Genomic DNA, 15,999 nt, shown 5'->3' with positions numbered 1-15,999 from the left:
TAGAATTCGACGGACATGTCCCCCCGCGCCCACACCACGCTCGAGCCCGCGGCCACGCCCCCCGAGCGCATCCGCAATTTCTGCATCATCGCCCATATCGATCACGGCAAGTCGACACTGGCCGACCGGATGCTGCAGATCACCGGTGTCGTGTCCGATCGCGACATGCGGGCGCAGTACCTCGACCGCATGGACATCGAGCGCGAGCGCGGCATCACGATCAAATCGCAGGCGGTGCGCATGCCGTGGTCGGTGCCCGTCGAGGGTGCGGCGGACTCGGTGTTCGCCCTGAACATGATCGACACGCCCGGCCACGTGGACTTCACGTACGAGGTGTCTCGGTCCCTCGCCGCGTGCGAGGGCGCGATCCTCCTCGTCGACGCCGCCCAGGGGATCGAGGCTCAGACGCTCGCGAACCTGTACCTCGCCCTCGAGAACGATCTGCAGATCATCCCGGTGCTCAACAAGATCGACCTTCCTGCGGCGGACCCCGAGAAGTTCGCCCTCGAGCTGGCGGGCCTGATCGGCGGCGACCCCGAGGACGTGCTGCGGGTGAGCGGCAAGACGGGCCAGGGCGTCGAGGAGCTCCTGGACCGGATCGTCCGCGACATCCCCGCCCCTGTCGGCGATGCCGACGCACCGGCACGCGCGATGATCTTCGACTCCGTCTATGACTCGTATCGCGGTGTCGTCACGTACGTCCGCATGGTCGACGGCAAGCTCGAGCCGCGCGAGCGCATCCAGATGATGTCCACCCGCGCCACGCACGAGCTGCTCGAGATCGGCGTGTCCAGCCCCGAGCCGACGCCCACACGTGGTCTCGGCGTCGGCGAAGTGGGCTACCTCATCACCGGTGTGAAGGACGTGCGGCAGTCCAAGGTCGGCGACACGATCACGAACGCCCGCAGACCGGCATCCGAGGCCCTCTCGGGGTACACGGACCCGAAGCCGATGGTGTTCTCGGGCATCTATCCGATCGACGGCAGCGACTACGGCGACCTGCGCGAAGCACTCGACAAGCTGAAGCTCTCGGACGCCTCGCTGCAGTACGAGCCCGAGACGTCGGTGGCGCTGGGCTTCGGCTTCCGCTGCGGGTTCCTCGGCCTTCTGCACCTGGAGATCATCACCGAGAGGCTCTCGCGCGAGTTCGACCTCGACCTCATCACGACAGCGCCGAGCGTCGTCTACGACGTGCAGACCGACATCGGCGAGCACGTGATCGTCACGAACCCCAGCGAGTATCCCGACGGGCGGGTGGCGACGGTGTCGGAGCCCATGGTGAAGGCGGCCATCCTCACGCCCAAGGACTACGTCGGCACCGTGATGGAGCTGTGCCAGTCGCGGCGCGGCTCGCTCCTGGGCATGGACTACCTCAGCGAGGACCGTGTCGAGCTGCGCTACAACATGCCCCTCGGCGAGATCGTGTTCGACTTCTTCGACCAGCTCAAGTCCCGCACGCAGGGCTACGCGAGCCTGGACTACGAGCCCATCGGCACGCAGGAGGCGGACCTGGTGAAGGTCGACATCCTGCTGCAGGGGGAGAAGGTGGACGCCTTCAGCTCGATCGTGCATCGCGACAAGGCGTACGCCTACGGTCTGATGATGACCGAGCGGCTGCGCAAGCTCATCCCTCGACAGCAGTTCGAGGTGCCGATCCAGGCCGCCATCGGCGCCCGCATCATCGCCCGTGAGAACATCCGCGCCATCCGCAAGGACGTCCTGGCCAAGTGCTACGGCGGCGACATCACCCGCAAGCGCAAGCTGCTCGAGAAGCAGAAGGAGGGGAAGAAGCGCATGAAGATGGTCGGCCGCGTGGAGGTCCCCCAGGAGGCGTTCATCGCGGCGCTGTCCGGCGACGTCGAGGGCAAGGAGAAGAAGTAGCACACGGCCTCGACCGCCCGCTCACACCGGGCGCGCAGGGGCCGCGGCTACGCTGACATCATGCGCCGCGGGACGTTCAAGGACGAGACTGTCGACTATGCCGCTGTCGGGGCCAGCCAGGCGCCGGACCTGATGCAGTACCCGCCCGAGCGCAGCATCCCCGCCCAGGAATCGTGGCGGATCGGCAGCGGAGAGGCCCGTTTCCGCACGGCCTCGGACTCGCTGCTTTCATGGGGAGCCCAGCGTGGCGCCGGTCTGATGCTGAGCGACGTGCGACCCGCCTCCGGCCCGATGTACGCCGGGGTCAGCTTCGACGCCGAGGGCAACGCGATCGCGCCGAGCCGCACCGACGCTGATCAGAGATTCGACCAGGACGGCACGCCCTACGTCGCCGGCGGCACGACCATCAAAGTCGACGGCCGTGTCCGCGGGCAGCGGGCGGATGCCGAGCTGCGGGTGATCTTCACCATCGAGGAGCCGCGCCGCGTGGGGTTCGCGCTCGGCACGGTGGGCGGGTCGGTCGTCAGCGGCGAGGAGTCGTTCATGGTCGACTGGCACGACAACGACGAGGTCTGGTTCACCGTCCGCGCGTTCGACGCCCCGTCGGCCCTCCTGTACCGGCTCCTGCCCGCGTTGGTGCGCCGCCGGCGGCGCGAGCTGTTCACCGGCTACCTGCGCGCCATATCGCCCCTGTACGCCACCCCCGCGTGAGCCGCTGATGGGCGCCGCGTTGCCGGTGGGGGAGGCCGTACCCGAGGACGGGTCGCTGCCGGACGGTCACGACGTCGACCGCGCCGTGTCTTTCAGCGCATATGTGCATGTGCCGTTCTGCCGAGTCCGATGCGGGTACTGCGACTTCAACACCTACACCTCGGGTGAGCTTCGCGGCGCGCGCCAGGATCGCTACGCCGACGACGTGCTGGCCGAGATCGCCCTCGCCGGGGCCGTCCTGGACCGCGCGGGGGGCCGGCGACCGGCGTCGACGGTGTTCTTCGGCGGAGGGACCCCCACGCTCCTGCCGCCCGGAGACCTGGCGCGCATGCTCAGGGGCATCGCCGAGCAGTTCGGAGTGGCGCCGGGAGCAGAGGTCACCGTGGAGGCGAACCCCGACACCGTCGACGACCGCGTGGCCGAGACGCTCGCCGCCGCCGGCGTGACCCGTCTCTCCATCGGCATGCAGTCCGCTGTGCCGCACGTCCTGCGGACCCTGGATCGAACCCATCGGCCGGAGAGCGTGGCCGTGGCGGTCGCCGCAGCGCGCCGGGCAGGCCTCGCGGTGAGCCTGGACCTCATCTACGGCACCCCGGGAGAGACGCTGGAGGACTGGCGCGCGTCGATCGACGCGGTGCTCGAACTCGAACCCGATCATGTCTCGGCCTACGCCCTCATCATCGAAGACGGCACGGCGCTGGCGCGGCGTATCCGACGGGGCGAAGTGGCGATGCCCGACGACGACCTGCAAGCCGACATGTACGAATTGGTGGACGGACGGCTCGGCGCGGCTGGATTCGAGTGGTACGAAGTCTCGAACTGGGCGCGGACCGACCGGGCCCGCTCGCGCCACAACCTCGCGTACTGGCGCGGCACGGACTGGTGGGGCTTCGGGCCGGGCGCTCACAGCCACATCGCCGGCGTCCGCTTCTGGAACGTCAAGCATCCCGCCGCCTACGCCCAGCGCCTCGCCGCCGGAGGGTCGCCCGCTGCGGGGCGCGAACGACCGGACGCCGCGACGCTCCACCTCGAGCGGGTTCTGCTGCGCACGCGCATCAAGGACGGCCTGGACGTGAGCGAGCTGTCCGACGCGGGCCGGTCCGCGGTCGCCGGCCTGATCGCCGACGGGCTCATCGACGGCCTGGCAGCGGTGAGGGGGCGGGTGATCCCGACGCTTCGGGGACGCCTGCTGGCCGACGTCGTCGCCCGCGCACTGACGGAGTGACACGGCGCGACGCGAGAAGGTGACGGCCGTCCGCGATCGCGGCGATGCGTCGCGGTAATATTGGCACTCGCGCAAGACGAGTGCCAGCAAGGGGGAACCATGGTCAGTGAGAGAGGCCTGCAGGTTCTTCGCGCCATCGTGCAGGACTACGTCGACACGCGCGAGCCCGTCGGCAGCAAGGCCATCGTCGAACGTCATGCGTTCGGAGTGTCGGCTGCGACCATCCGCAACGACATGGCCCTGCTCGAAGACGAGGATCTCATCGCCGCCCCGCACACCTCGTCCGGCCGCGTGCCCACGGACAAGGGCTACCGGGTGTTCGTCGACCATCTCGCGGAGCTCCGGCCGCTCAGCCCCGCCCAGCGGCACGCGATCGCGTCGTTCCTGGACGGGCCCGGCGACCTCGACGACGCCCTCGCCCGAACGGTGCGCGCACTGTCGCAGCTGACCGGCCAGGTGGCGATTGTGCAGTACCCGTCGTTCGCGCGTGCCACGGTGTCGCATGTCGAGCTGGTGCAGCTGGGCGACGGACGCATGCTGGTGATCGTCGTCACGGACACCGGTCGCGTCTCGCAGCGGCTGGCGTTCGTGCAGAGCGAGTTCGACGAGTCCGATCTGGCGCAGATGCGCGCCGAGATCGGCACGATGCTCGTCGGGCGCGCCGTTCGCGACGGGGTGCAGCGCATCGACGACCATCTCGGCTCCGCGACCGCGGGCGCGTCCGCCCGCGACGCGGCGACGTCCGCGATCCTCCGCGTCGTCGGTGAGGAGCTCGAGGAATTCCGGCAGGACCGATTGGTCATGGCCGGCAGCGCGAACCTCGCGCGGCGCGAAGCGGACTTCCGGGGCAGCATCTACCCGCTGCTGGAGGCCATCGAAGAGCAGGTGACGCTGCTCAGGCTCATGGGCGAGATGGTCGCAGACGAGCACGGGCTGGCGGCGAGCATCGGTCGTGAGAACGAGCCGTTCGGCCTCGGCGAGGCCTCGGTGCTCACCAGCGACTACGACGCGACGGGGGAGCGCGCCCGGGTGGGCGTCCTCGGACCGACGCGCATGGACTACCCGAGCAACCTGGCGGCGGTGCGCGCGGTCGCGCGCTACCTCACCCGCCTGCTCGACGAAGACGACGGCGCCCGCTGACCGCGGCGCCACCGACATCACGATGCCGCGCGACACGCGGCGGGGAAGGCGACAGTGGCTGACCACTACGAAGTACTGGGGGTCTCTCGTGAGGCGACCCCTGACGAGATCAAGAAGGCGTACCGGCGCCTGGCCCGGCAGCTGCACCCCGACGTGAACCCGGGGGACGATGCTGCGGAGCGGTTCAAGCTGGTCACCCACGCGTACGACGTGCTCAGCGACCCCGATCAGCGGGCGCGATACGACATGGGCGGTGACAACAGCCCGTTCGGCGGAGCCGCGGGGTTCGGCGGCTTCGGCGACATCTTCGAGAGCTTCTTCGGCGCCGCCGGCGGCGGTGCCCGGGGAGGACGACCGCGGTCGCGCCGGGAGCGCGGACAGGACGCGCTCGTGCGCGTGTCGCTGGAGCTCGGGGACGTCGTCTTCGGCGTCCATCGCGACATCGACGTCGACACCGCCGTGCTGTGCGAGACCTGCCAGGGATCGTGCTGCCAGCCGGGGACGTCGCCGGTCACGTGCGACATCTGCCACGGATCCGGCCACGTGCAGCGCCAGGTCCGAAGTCTCCTCGGCAACGTCGTCACCAGCCAGCCCTGCAGCATCTGCCACGGCTACGGCACCACCATCCCTTATCCGTGCGCAACGTGTCAGGGGCAGGGCCGGGTCCGCGCCCGCCGCACAGTGTCCCTCGACATCCCCGCGGGCGTCGAGAGCGGGCTGCGACTCCAGCTCCCCGGCTCGGGCGAAGTCGGGCCGGCGGGCGGGCCAAACGGCGACCTGTACGTAGAGATCACCGTCGCCCCGCACGAGGTCTTCAGCCGCGACGGAGACGACCTGCTCGCCACCATCGAGGTGTCGATGCCCGATGCGATCCTGGGCACGACGACCACCATCACGTCGCTCGACGGCCCGGTCGACCTCGAACTGCGCCCGGGCGTCCAGGGCGGCGACGTCCTCACGATCAAGGGCCGTGGCATCACCCCGCTGCGGGGTACCCAGCGCGGGGATCTGCGCGTGGGGGTCCACGTGGTCACGCCCACCCGACTGGATGCCAAGGAGCGTGCCCTCATCGAGGAGTTCGCGAGACGGACCAAGGCGCCCGGACCGCAGCTGTCGGAGTTCCACCAGGGCCTGTTCGCGAAGCTCCGGGACCGATTCCGGAACGGCTGATCCGTGGCCCTGCACTTCGTCATCGAGGATGCCGCCGCGGCCTCGCCCGGCGACGTGCTGACGCTCGCCGGCGCTGAGGCTCATCACGCGGCCACCGTGCGCCGCGTGCGCCCGGGTGAGCACGTCACCGTCGGCGACGGACGCGGCACATGGCTCACCGGTACCTGCGAGAGCGCCGGCGGCGGGGAAGTGAGCGTCCGGATAGCGACGCGTGAGGACCGCCCCGCGCCCGAGCGCCGGCTCGTCCTCGTGCAGGCCCTCGCCAAGGGCGACCGCGACGAGCTCGCGGTGCAGGCGGCCACCGAGCTGGGCGCCGACCTGATCATCCCGTGGCAGGCCTCCCGCAGCGTGTCGAGGTGGGACGGCCAGAAGCGTGAGAAGGGACGCGCGCGGTGGGCGACGATCGTCCGCGAAGCGGCCAAGCAGGCCCATCGCGCCTGGATTCCGGAGGTCGCCGCGGCGACCGACGTGCGCGCTCTGGAGCAGCTCGCGCATGGGGGAGGGATGCTCGTGCTCGAGCCCACCGCACAGAGCCGTCTCTCCGAGATCGACCTCGGCGCCGACGGCGACATCGTCCTGGTGGTCGGGCCCGAGGGCGGGCTCGCCCCGGACGAGCTCGACAGGCTCGTGGCGGCGGGCGCGCGCGCCGTGCGCCTCGGACAGACGGTCCTGCGCACGTCGACGGCCGGGCCGGCCGCACTCGCCGTGGCGAGCACGCGGCTCGGCCGCTGGTGAACCGCCGTCGATAGACTGGAGCGCATGAGCGAACCGTCGATCTTCATGCGCATACTGCGGGGAGAGATCCCTGCCGAGATCATCGCCGAGACCGAGAACGCGTTCGCCATTCGCGACATCGCTCCGCAGGCGCCGGTGCACCTGCTGGTCATCCCCAAGTCCGACCGCTTCCGCGACGTGGTGGAGCTGGCCGCCGGGGACCCGGACCTGCTGTGCGAGCTCGTGGGCCTCGCGAACGCGGTTGCGAGCGAGCATGCCGACGGGGATTTCCGCCTCGTCTTCAACACCGGCCCCGGTGCCGGACAGACGGTCTTCCACGTGCACGCGCATGTGCTGGCCGGTGGCCTGGAGGAGAAGAGCGTCGGTGCCTGAAGAATCCCCGATGACCGACCGGGTTTACGCCGACGGCGTCGCCATGGTGCAGCTGCTCGGCCCCCAGGATCGCCTGCTGCGCGTCGTCGAGAAGGAGCATCCCGACGTCGACGTCCACGTGCGCGGCAATGAGATCACGCTCACCGGCGAACCGGATGCCGTCGCCGCCGCTCGAAAGCTCGTCGACGAGCTCCTCGCGATGACGCGCACCGGACAGGGCCTCGATCCCGCGGATGTGACCTCTTCCAGTCGCATTCTCCGCGCAGACGGCGGACAGCGCCCGTCGGAGGTCCTCGGGGAGTCGATCCTGTCGTCCAGGGGAAAGGTGATCCGCCCGAAGACACTGGGACAGAAGGCGTACGTCGACGCGATAGACGAGAGCACGATCGTTTTCGGCATCGGCCCGGCCGGTACGGGCAAGACGTATCTCGCGATGGCCAAGGCCGTCCAGGCGCTTCAGCGCAAAGAGGTGAGCCGGATCATCCTCACGCGCCCGGCGGTGGAAGCCGGCGAGCGCCTGGGGTTCCTTCCGGGCACGTTGACCGACAAGATCGACCCCTACCTACGGCCGCTCTACGACGCTCTCAACGAGATGATGGATCCGGAGCTGGTGCCCAAGCTCATCGCGACGGGCACCATCGAGGTCGCGCCCCTGGCCTACATGCGCGGGCGGACGCTCAACGACTCCTTCGTCGTGCTCGACGAGGCGCAGAACACCACTCCCGAGCAGATGAAGATGTTCCTCACCCGCCTCGGCTTCGGCACCAGGATGGTGGTCACCGGCGACATCACGCAGATCGACCTGCCCCAGGGCGCCTCCGGTCTGCGGCTGGTGACGCGTGTGCTGAACGAGATCGACGACATCCACTTCGCCTACCTGACCAGCCAGGACGTGGTGCGGCACACGCTGGTCGGTCGAATCGTGGATGCGTACAGCGAGTACGACGAGCGCCGACTCGCCTCCCGTCGGGAGCGCGACGAGGCGGGCGAACTCTCCAATCGCGCCGAACGCCGCTCGCACGCGCGCCCGGGCGGCCCACGCGACCATCTGCCGAAACGAGGACGCGCATGACCATCGAGATCAGCAATGAGTCCGGCGTCGCCGTGGACGAGACGGTGCTGCTGCGGCTGATGGAGCACAACTTCGCCGAACTCCACGTCAGTCCCGACGCCGACGTGGCGATCCTCATGGTGGACGAGGGCGCGATGGAGTCCCTGCATGTGCAGTGGATGGATGAACCCGGTCCCACGGATGTGCTGAGCTTCCCGATGGACGAGCTGCGCCCGGGCACGGAGGACCAGCCCACCCCGCCCGGACTCCTCGGCGACATCGTGCTGTGCCCCCAGGTGGCCGAAACGCAGGCGATCGCGGCGAAGCACTCCACGATGGACGAGATGGTGATGCTGACCACGCACGGTCTGCTCCACCTCCTCGGCTTCGACCACGCCGAGCCGGATGAGGAGAGGGAGATGTTCTCCCTCCAGAAGGACCTCATCATCGGCTTCCAGGCGGCCGAGCGCCGCCGCAGGCGCGCATGACCCCCGCCCTCCTCCTCATCGCCGCTGCCCTCCTGCTGGCACTGGGCGCCCTCATGGTGGCGCTGGATGCGGCCCTGGGCGTCACATCGCGTGCGGACCTGCTCGAGTGGGGCACAGCGGGTCGCAATGCCGCGTCGCTGCGGCGGATCGCCATCGACCCCGAGGCACACGCCAACGCGGTCGCCTTCATCCGCGTGCTGGCCGAGACGACCGCCGCGGTGCTGGTGACGGTCGCGCTCACGCTGACCTTCGACAGCATCTGGTGGGCGATGCTCACTGCCGCGGTCATCATGACGGGAGTCTCGTACGTCGTCGTGGGCGTGAGCCCGCGCAGCGTCGGACGGCAGCACGCCACGGGCCTGCTGCGCGCGGCGGCACCGGTGGTGCGCGGCGTCCGGATCCTGCTCGGACCGCTCGCGCACGGACTGGCCGCGCTCGGCACGCGACTGACACCGGGTGTCCGGCGCGGGGCGAACTTCGCGTCCGAGGAGCAGCTGCTGAGCATCATCGACGACGCCGCCGAGAACGAGCTCATCGAGGAGGACGACCGCGAGCTCATCCACTCGGTGTTCGAATTCACCGACACCTATGTGCGAGAGGTGATGGTGCCTCGGACCGACATGGTCACGACCGACTCGTCGGCGACGACCCGCGACGCGATGGGGATCTTCCTCGAGAAGGGCGTCTCCCGCATCCCGATCGTCGACGACGAGGCCGACGACGTCATCGGACTGCTGTACCTCAAGGATCTCGTGCAGTTCGGGTTCCGCGACGAGGCGGGGTGGCGCGACGCGCCGATCCTCCGCATCGCACGCCCCGCCGTCTTCGTGCCCGAATCCATGAAGGCCGAGACGCTGCTGCAGCAGATGAAGCGTGACGCGGTCCACGTCTGCATGGTCATCGACGAGTACGGCGGCGTGTCGGGGCTCGTCACCCTCGAGGACCTCATCGAGGAGCTCGTCGGAGAGATCGTCGACGAATACGATCCGCGCGGAGACGAGGTGGTCGAGATCGAGCCCGGCCGCTACCGTGTGAGCGCCCGCATGAGCCTCGACGAGGTGGGCGATCTGTTCGGCCTCGAGCTGGAGGACGAGGACGTCGACTCCGTCGGCGGGCTCCTCGGCAAGGCGCTCGGACGAGTCCCGCAGCCGGGGGCGTCGGGCGAGTTGGCCGGTCTGGTGATGACGGGCGGGGCCTCACGCGGCCGAGGACGCCTCGCGACCGTCATCGTCGAGCGCGCCGCTGACGACGACGGCGAGGGCGATCGGCCCTCGCCCGCCATGGGGGACGTCCCCGTGCGCCCGCGGACCGGTGAGGTGCGCACGACCAGGAAGGCCAGCACATGACCGAGGCCACAGCCCCCGGCGGGTCCGCGACGAGATCCGGCTTCGCCACCTTCGTCGGCCGGCCGAACGTCGGCAAATCCACGCTCACCAACGCGCTCGTCGGCGAGAAGGTGGCCATCACCAGCGACAAGCCGCAGACCACGCGGCGGGCGATCCGCGGCATCCTCAATCGCGCCGAAGGCCAGCTGGTCCTCGTCGACACGCCCGGGCTCCACCGCCCGCGCACCCTCCTGGGCCAGCGACTGAATGATCTCGTGGAGCAGGTGCTCGGCGATGTCGACGTGATCGGCTTCTGCGTCCCCGCCACCGAGAAGGTCGGCCCGGGCGATCGGCGGATCGCGGAGTCCCTCGACGGCTACCCACGGGCGAAGAAGGTGGCGATCGTCACGAAGACGGATGCCGCGACGCGGGAACAGGTCACCGAGCGCCTCATCGAGGTCGACCAGCTGCGGGCCGACTGGGCTGCAGTCATTCCGCTCTCGGCCCTCACCGACGAGCAGTTGGACGTGCTCACCGACGAACTGCTCTCGCTCATGCCCGAGGGCCCCCCGCTCTACCCCGAAGGCGTCGTCACCGACGAGACGGTCGAGGACCGCATCGCCGAGATCATCCGGGAGTCGGCGCTGGAGGGCGTCCGCGATGAGCTGCCCCACTCCATCGCCGTGGTGGTGCAGGACATCTCGGCCCGCGAGGACTCGGACCTCACCGACGTCTACGCCGACCTCATCGTCGAGCGCGACAGCCAGAAGGCGATCATCATCGGCCACCGGGGCTCGCGCCTGCGTGACGTCGGAGCGCGTGCGCGGTCCCAGATCGAGCCGCTCCTCGGCTCGCGCGTCTTCCTCTCACTGCACGTGCGTGTGGCGAAGGAGTGGCAGCGGGACCCCAAGCAGCTGGGCCGGCTCGGATTCTGAGGCCTCCAGTGCCCGCAGCGCGGAGCGGACGACGACGACGCCTTCGCCGTAGGCGGCGTCGACCGCCTGCTGGATGCTGCCGTCATCCCAGACGACATCGACCCACAGCCAGCCGTTCTGCGCAGCGGAAGCCAGGATGTCATCGCCCATCGAGGTGTGGATGTCCTCCTGCACCTCGAGCAGCTCGTCCTCCGAGCTCTCGCCCGGCTCGCCGCCCGTGGGATCCGGAGCCATCATCGGGTCGTAGAGGGCCAGGAGGACGGGCTCCTGCGTGACGGCGATCGCTTCTCCGTCGTAGGTGCCCTGGACGGCGTACGCGCCCCATGTCACGCCCTCGGCCGTCTCGCTTCCGGGCACGCCGTCCCAGCTCCAGCCCGTGAGCGGGACGCCTGAACACTGCGGCGGGTAGGACTCCATCACGCCGCCGAGGCACAGACGCGTTCCGTCCGCGTCCTCGAGCACGGTGCCCTGCCCGACCACCTCGGTCTCGGGCGGCGCCGGCGACGCGGATGCCGGGGACGCCGGATCCGGCTGCGCGGCGGGCCCCGCCGGGCCGACGGGAGTCGCGCATGCGGCGAGGAGGGGGATCAGGACGGCGACCGCAGCCATCGCCCATGCAGCAGATTGTCGAGAATGACGGCTCATGCCCTGCCAGTGTCGAGCAGATCGCGATCGTCTCAGTCATCTCGGAGACATCCTGGTACCATCGACCCATGCGCGTCGGCGGGCTTCTCCTCCTTATCCGCCGCGACGAGACCTCGTTCTAGGGCCACTCTCGTCGCGGAGCTCGTCGTCGGCCCGCACCATCAGGCTCAGAGCCAGCCCGATCGTCCGTCGATCGAGGCCGTCATCGGAAGCGACGAATCATGGAGAACACGCAGAAGCCCTCCGGCATGCCGGTGCACAAGTACCGGCCCTACCACGAACAGATCCGCGTCGATCTGCCCGACCGCACGTGGCCGGCGCGCCGGATCACGGCCGCACCCCGCTGGTGTGCGGTGGACCTGCGCGACGGCAACCAGGCGCTCATCGACCCGATGAGTCCCGAGCGCAAGCGCATCATGTTCGAACTCCTGGTGAAGATGGGCTACAAGGAGATCGAGGTCGGGTTCCCGTCCGCGAGCCAGACCGATTTCGACTTCGTCCGGCAGCTGATCGAAGAGGACCTCATCCCGGATGACGTCACGATCCAGGTGCTGACCCAGGCGCGCGCGCATCTCATCGAGCGCACGTACGAGTCGATCCGCGGAGCCAAGCAGGCCATCGTCCACCTGTACAACTCGACCAGCATCCTCCAGCGCGAGGTGGTGTTCCGCAGCGACCGCCAGGGGATCATCGACATCGCCCTCGAGGGCGCCCGGCTCTGCCGCCGGTTCGAGAAGACCATCCCCGACACGAAGGTGTTCTACGAGTATTCGCCCGAGAGCTACACCGGCACCGAACTGGAGTTCGCGGTCGACGTCTGCAATCAGGTGCTCGAGATCTTCGAGCCGACGCCCGAGCGGAAGGTGATTATCAACCTGCCCGCCACCGTCGAGATGGCGACACCGAACGTCTACGCGGATTCGATCGAGTGGATGTCGCGCCACCTCGCCCACCGCGAGAACGTCATCGTCTCGCTCCACCCGCACAACGACCGTGGAACCGCGGTCGCCGCGGCCGAACTGGGGTACATGGCCGGAGCGGACCGCATCGAAGGATGCCTGTTCGGCAACGGCGAGCGCACCGGCAACGTCGACCTCGTCGCACTCGGGGTGAACCTGCTGACGCAGGGGATCGACCCGCAGATCGACTTCGGCGACATCGACCAGATAAAGCGAACCGTGGAGTACTGCAACCAGCTCCCGGTGCCCGAGCGGAGCCCGTGGGCCGGCGACCTGGTGTTCACCGCCTTCAGCGGGTCGCACCAGGACGCGATCAAGAAGGGGCTCGAGGCGATGGAGGCGCGCGCCGCCGCCGCCGGCGTCTCCGTCGACGAACTCGAATGGGCCGTGCCGTACCTGCCGATCGACCCGAAGGACCTCGGGCGGTCGTACGAGGCGGTGATCCGCGTGAACTCCCAGTCGGGCAAGGGCGGGGTCGCGTACCTGCTGAAGTCCGACCACGCGCTGGATCTGCCCCGACGCCTCCAGATCGAGTTCTCGGGAGTCGTCCAGGCCAAGACCGACGCCGAGGGCGGCGAGGTCACGAGTGATCAGATCTGGTCCATCTTCACCGACGAGTACCTGCCCGCCGGCGAGGCCGATCAGCGATGGGGACGGTTCGAGCTGCTGTCGACCCGCACCCAGAGCGACATGTCGGGAGACGTGGAGCTCGAGGTCACCCTGCGCGACGGCGACGAGCGGTCGGCGGCGTCGGGCCACGGCAACGGCCCGGTGGCGGCATTCCTGGAGGTGCTGCGCGGTCACGGCTTCGAGGTCACGGTCTACGACTACGTCGAGCACGCCCTCAGCGCCGGTGGCGATGCGCAGGCCGCGGCGTACGTCGAGCTCCAGGTCGACGGCGAGAGGCTGTGGGGCGTCGGCATCGACGGAGACATCTCGACCGCGTCGCTCAAGGCGATCGTGTCGGGTGTGAACCGGGCGATCCGCACACGCGTGAAAACGGGCGAGCTCGCGAGCGTCTGACCCTCAGTCGCGCGCCGTCGGGATCGCTGCGGTCTCGACGGCGACGCGGCGCCGGTAGAGCGCCCGCTGCTCGGGCAGCGAGATGTCGAAGATGACGGCGAGCAGGCGGAGGATCGCCGTCACCACGATGGCGATCACCGCCGCGATCACGACGTCCATCCCGAGGGCGTTGGCCACCGCCAAGGTGACGCAGCCGGCGGCGGCGGCAACGGCGTAGAGGGATCCGACGTGCATGATCGCCACAGGGAGTCCCATGATCACGTCGCGGAGCACCCCGCCGCCGACCGCCGCGCAGACGCCGACGAAGACCGCGGGCACGATCGGAAGCCCGAGCACCAGGGCCTTGCTCGCGCCGAAGGCGCCGAACATGCCGATGACGAGGGCGTCCAGCCCCACGATGACGGCGTTGAGTCGTCGGAAGACCCCCGCCAGGAGCATGCCGACGAGTGACGCGCCGATCGCGGTGAGCAGGTACCAGTTGCTCTGCAGGGTGGCCGGCGCCACGCCCAGCAGCAGGTCGCGGATGAGTCCGCCGCCCATGCCGAACACGAACCCGATGATCGCGACACCGAGCAGGTCCAGCCGGCGCTGCCCGCGGAACCCGGAGGCGAAGATGGCACCCTGGACGCCGCCCAGGGCGACCGCGGTGAGGTCGGCCCACAGGGGGATGACGATCATCGGGGCGTCCACCCCCTCATTATCGGCCCGCACGCGGCCCGCCTGCGCCCGGATGCGCACGGGAGCGCGGATAATCGAGTGGTGCCCACCTACCGCGACGAAGTCGTGGTCCTGCGCACCCACAAGCTGGGCGAGGCCGACAGGATCGTGACACTGCTGAGCCGACGGCACGGCAAGATCCGCGCCGTCGCGAAGGGCGTTCGTCGCACCACATCGCGGTTCGGCGCGCGACTCGAGCCGTTCATGGTGGCCGATGTGCAGCTGTACGAGGGTCGCTCGCTCGACATCGTCCAGCAGGCGGAATCGCTCGGTTCGTACGGTGTCGACATCGCCGTCCACTACGACCGCTACACCTCGGCTCACGCCATGGTCGAGGCGGCGGACCGGCTCAACGAAGCCGAAGCGACGCCGCAGCAGTATCTGCTCCTCGTGGGCGGCCTGCGGGCGCTCGCCCGTGGCGAGCACGCCTCGCGCAGCATCCTCGATTCCTATCTCCTTCGCGCGATGGCGCTGTCGGGGTGGGCTCCGGGTCTGGCCGAGTGCGCCCGCTGCGGAGCACCCGGACCGCACGAGTCGTTCGTCGCGCAGCTCGGCGGCATGGTCTGCCGGGACTGCGCGCCCACGGGGGCGGCGCGGCTCGATCCCGCCGCTGCCCGCCTGCTCGAAGCGCTCATGGCGGGGGAGTGGGATGCCGTGGACGCGGCCTCGTCGGGGGCGTCGGCCGCGGCATCCGGACTCATCGCGGCCTACGCGCAGTGGCACCTCGAGCGCGGCATCCGCTCCCTCGCCCACATCTCGACGGAGACCGCCCGATGACGCCCAAGCCGTACACCCATCGCGACGCCGTGCCGTATCGGCCCCTGGACTGGACGGGGGCGACCCCGCCGCGACTCCCGGCCGGCGGGGTGCCGCGGCATGTCGCCATCGTCATGGACGGCAACGGGCGATGGGCCAATCGCCGGGGCCTCACACGGGTCGAGGGACACAAGGCGGGCGAGGAGGTGCTCCTGGACGTCGTCGCCGGCGCGATCCAGGCCGGTGTCACCCACCTCAGCGTGTACGCGTTCTCGACGGAGAACTGGGCGCGATCGCCGGACGAGGTCCGCTTTCTCATGGGGTACAACCGGGACGTGCTGCACCGGCGTCGGGACCAGCTCAACGAGTGGAACGTGCGGGTGAGGTGGTCCGGGCGCAAGCCGCGACTGTGGGGCTCGGTGATCAAGGAGCTGCAGTTCGCAGAGGAGCTGACCCGCGCCAACACGGGGCTGACCCTCACGATGTGCATCAACTACGGCGGACGCGTGGAGCTGGTGGACGCCATGCGCCGCATCGGCGAGGACGTGGCCGCGGGCAGGCTCAAGCCGTCGGCCATCACCGAGAAGGTGATCCGCCGGAACCTGTACCAGCCCGACATGCCCGACGTCGATCTGTTCATCCGCTCCAGCGGAGAGCAGCGGACCTCGAACTTCCTGCTGTGGGAATCCGCCTATGCGGAGTTCGTCTTCCTGGACACGCTGTGGCCGGACTTCTCACGCGCGGATCTGTGGCGCGCGATCGCGATGTACCTCGACCGGGATCGCCGTTTCGGCGGCGCTGTCGACAAGCCGGGCGACGCTGCGATGGGCGCCGGCGGCGACTCGGGCCCCGTGGCGTAGGCCGGG

General features: G+C 69.6%; 16 protein-coding genes. 14 read left to right on the top strand and 2 right to left on the bottom strand.

What is annotated here, in order from left to right; genetic code table 11:
- Positions 1-15 precede the first annotated feature (15 nt).
- From lepA to era, 11 genes are all read left to right on the top strand, one after another.
- Complete coding sequence (lepA, locus tag Q9S36_RS14685; protein ID WP_311285741.1) at positions 16-1,881, top strand: translation elongation factor 4; 1,866 nt, start codon at positions 16-18, stop codon at positions 1,879-1,881.
- 60 nt (positions 1,882-1,941) lie between these two features.
- A complete protein-coding gene (locus Q9S36_RS14680; protein ID WP_311285740.1) occupies positions 1,942-2,592 on the top strand; it encodes a DUF1990 family protein in 651 nt (216 codons plus the stop codon).
- A gap of 7 nt (positions 2,593-2,599) precedes the next feature.
- The gene (hemW, locus tag Q9S36_RS14675) at positions 2,600-3,817 is read left to right on the top strand and encodes a radical SAM family heme chaperone HemW (protein WP_311285739.1); all 1,218 of its coding nucleotides are present in this window, start codon (positions 2,600-2,602) and stop codon (positions 3,815-3,817) included.
- Positions 3,818-3,916: 99 nt separating this feature from the next.
- Positions 3,917-4,957, top strand: coding sequence for a heat-inducible transcriptional repressor HrcA (hrcA, locus tag Q9S36_RS14670; RefSeq protein WP_311285738.1), 1,041 nt, complete (start codon positions 3,917-3,919; stop codon positions 4,955-4,957).
- 54 nt (positions 4,958-5,011) lie between these two features.
- Positions 5,012-6,127 (top strand): molecular chaperone DnaJ, encoded by a 1,116-nt coding sequence (gene dnaJ / locus Q9S36_RS14665; RefSeq protein ID WP_251449745.1) that lies wholly within the window; start codon positions 5,012-5,014, stop codon positions 6,125-6,127.
- Between the two features lie 3 nt (positions 6,128-6,130).
- Complete coding sequence (locus Q9S36_RS14660) at positions 6,131-6,862, top strand: 16S rRNA (uracil(1498)-N(3))-methyltransferase (RefSeq protein ID WP_311285737.1); 732 nt, start codon at positions 6,131-6,133, stop codon at positions 6,860-6,862.
- Between the two features lie 24 nt (positions 6,863-6,886).
- Positions 6,887-7,234 carry an HIT domain-containing protein gene (locus Q9S36_RS14655; protein ID WP_251449743.1) on the top strand — a complete coding sequence of 116 codons (348 nt, stop codon included), beginning with the start codon at positions 6,887-6,889 and terminating at the stop codon, positions 7,232-7,234.
- A 10-nt stretch (positions 7,235-7,244) separates the two neighbouring features.
- Positions 7,245-8,306, top strand: a complete 1,062-nt coding sequence (locus Q9S36_RS14650) for a PhoH family protein (RefSeq protein ID WP_251451438.1) — start codon at positions 7,245-7,247, stop codon at positions 8,304-8,306.
- Positions 8,303-8,773, top strand: coding sequence for an rRNA maturation RNase YbeY (gene ybeY / locus Q9S36_RS14645; RefSeq protein WP_311285736.1), 471 nt, complete (start codon positions 8,303-8,305; stop codon positions 8,771-8,773). Before Q9S36_RS14650 ends, ybeY begins: the two co-directional genes overlap by 4 nt.
- Positions 8,770-10,119, top strand: coding sequence for a hemolysin family protein (locus Q9S36_RS14640; protein ID WP_251449741.1), 1,350 nt, complete (start codon positions 8,770-8,772; stop codon positions 10,117-10,119). The genes ybeY and Q9S36_RS14640 overlap by 4 nt, the downstream gene beginning before the upstream one ends.
- Entirely contained in the window at positions 10,116-11,033 is a 918-nt protein-coding gene (era, locus tag Q9S36_RS14635; protein ID WP_311285735.1) for a GTPase Era, read from the top strand. The genes Q9S36_RS14640 and era overlap by 4 nt, the downstream gene beginning before the upstream one ends.
- On the opposite strand, the gene Q9S36_RS14630 is transcribed toward era, so the two are convergent.
- On the bottom strand, positions 10,965-11,642 hold the full coding sequence (locus Q9S36_RS14630; protein ID WP_311285734.1) for a hypothetical protein: 678 nt from the start codon (positions 11,640-11,642) through the stop codon (positions 10,965-10,967). The genes era and Q9S36_RS14630 overlap by 69 nt on opposite strands.
- A gap of 257 nt (positions 11,643-11,899) precedes the next feature.
- Here Q9S36_RS14630 and leuA point away from each other — a divergent pair, with 257 nt between their 5' ends.
- Entirely contained in the window at positions 11,900-13,660 is a 1,761-nt protein-coding gene (gene leuA, locus Q9S36_RS14625) for a 2-isopropylmalate synthase (protein ID WP_311285733.1), read from the top strand.
- A gap of 3 nt (positions 13,661-13,663) precedes the next feature.
- Here leuA and Q9S36_RS14620 read toward each other — a convergent pair whose 3' ends face one another.
- Positions 13,664-14,338 carry a trimeric intracellular cation channel family protein gene (locus tag Q9S36_RS14620; RefSeq protein WP_396653781.1) on the bottom strand — a complete coding sequence of 225 codons (675 nt, stop codon included), beginning with the start codon at positions 14,336-14,338 and terminating at the stop codon, positions 13,664-13,666.
- Between the two features lie 81 nt (positions 14,339-14,419).
- Here Q9S36_RS14620 and recO point away from each other — a divergent pair, with 81 nt between their 5' ends.
- Together recO and Q9S36_RS14610 are read left to right on the top strand one after the other, a co-directional pair.
- Positions 14,420-15,154, top strand: a complete 735-nt coding sequence (gene recO / locus Q9S36_RS14615; RefSeq protein WP_311285731.1) for a DNA repair protein RecO — start codon at positions 14,420-14,422, stop codon at positions 15,152-15,154.
- Positions 15,151-15,993 (top strand): isoprenyl transferase, encoded by an 843-nt coding sequence (locus tag Q9S36_RS14610; RefSeq protein ID WP_311285730.1) that lies wholly within the window; start codon positions 15,151-15,153, stop codon positions 15,991-15,993. The genes recO and Q9S36_RS14610 overlap by 4 nt, the downstream gene beginning before the upstream one ends.
- The last annotated feature ends 6 nt before the right edge of the window (positions 15,994-15,999 follow it).

It is taken from the genome of Microbacterium sp. ARD31, assembly GCF_031844425.1.
Note: the sequence above shows the minus strand (reverse complement) of the source record. Positions and strands in the feature narration are given on the sequence as shown.

Coding starts and splice junctions, on each gene's coding strand:
- lepA (WP_311285741.1), top strand. CDS start 16: ATGTCCCCCCGCGCCCACACCACGCTCGAGCCCGCGGCCACGCCCCCC.
- Q9S36_RS14680 (WP_311285740.1), top strand. CDS start 1,942: ATGCGCCGCGGGACGTTCAAGGACGAGACTGTCGACTATGCCGCTGTC.
- hemW (WP_311285739.1), top strand. CDS start 2,600: ATGGGCGCCGCGTTGCCGGTGGGGGAGGCCGTACCCGAGGACGGGTCG.
- hrcA (WP_311285738.1), top strand. CDS start 3,917: ATGGTCAGTGAGAGAGGCCTGCAGGTTCTTCGCGCCATCGTGCAGGAC.
- Q9S36_RS14655 (WP_251449743.1), top strand. CDS start 6,887: ATGAGCGAACCGTCGATCTTCATGCGCATACTGCGGGGAGAGATCCCT.
- Q9S36_RS14650 (WP_251451438.1), top strand. CDS start 7,245: ATGACCGACCGGGTTTACGCCGACGGCGTCGCCATGGTGCAGCTGCTC.
- ybeY (WP_311285736.1), top strand. CDS start 8,303: ATGACCATCGAGATCAGCAATGAGTCCGGCGTCGCCGTGGACGAGACG.
- Q9S36_RS14640 (WP_251449741.1), top strand. CDS start 8,770: ATGACCCCCGCCCTCCTCCTCATCGCCGCTGCCCTCCTGCTGGCACTG.
- era (WP_311285735.1), top strand. CDS start 10,116: ATGACCGAGGCCACAGCCCCCGGCGGGTCCGCGACGAGATCCGGCTTC.
- Q9S36_RS14630 (WP_311285734.1), bottom strand. CDS start 11,642: ATGGCTGCGGTCGCCGTCCTGATCCCCCTCCTCGCCGCATGCGCGACT.
- leuA (WP_311285733.1), top strand. CDS start 11,900: ATGGAGAACACGCAGAAGCCCTCCGGCATGCCGGTGCACAAGTACCGG.
- Q9S36_RS14620 (WP_396653781.1), bottom strand. CDS start 14,338: ATGATCGTCATCCCCCTGTGGGCCGACCTCACCGCGGTCGCCCTGGGC.
- Q9S36_RS14610 (WP_311285730.1), top strand. CDS start 15,151: ATGACGCCCAAGCCGTACACCCATCGCGACGCCGTGCCGTATCGGCCC.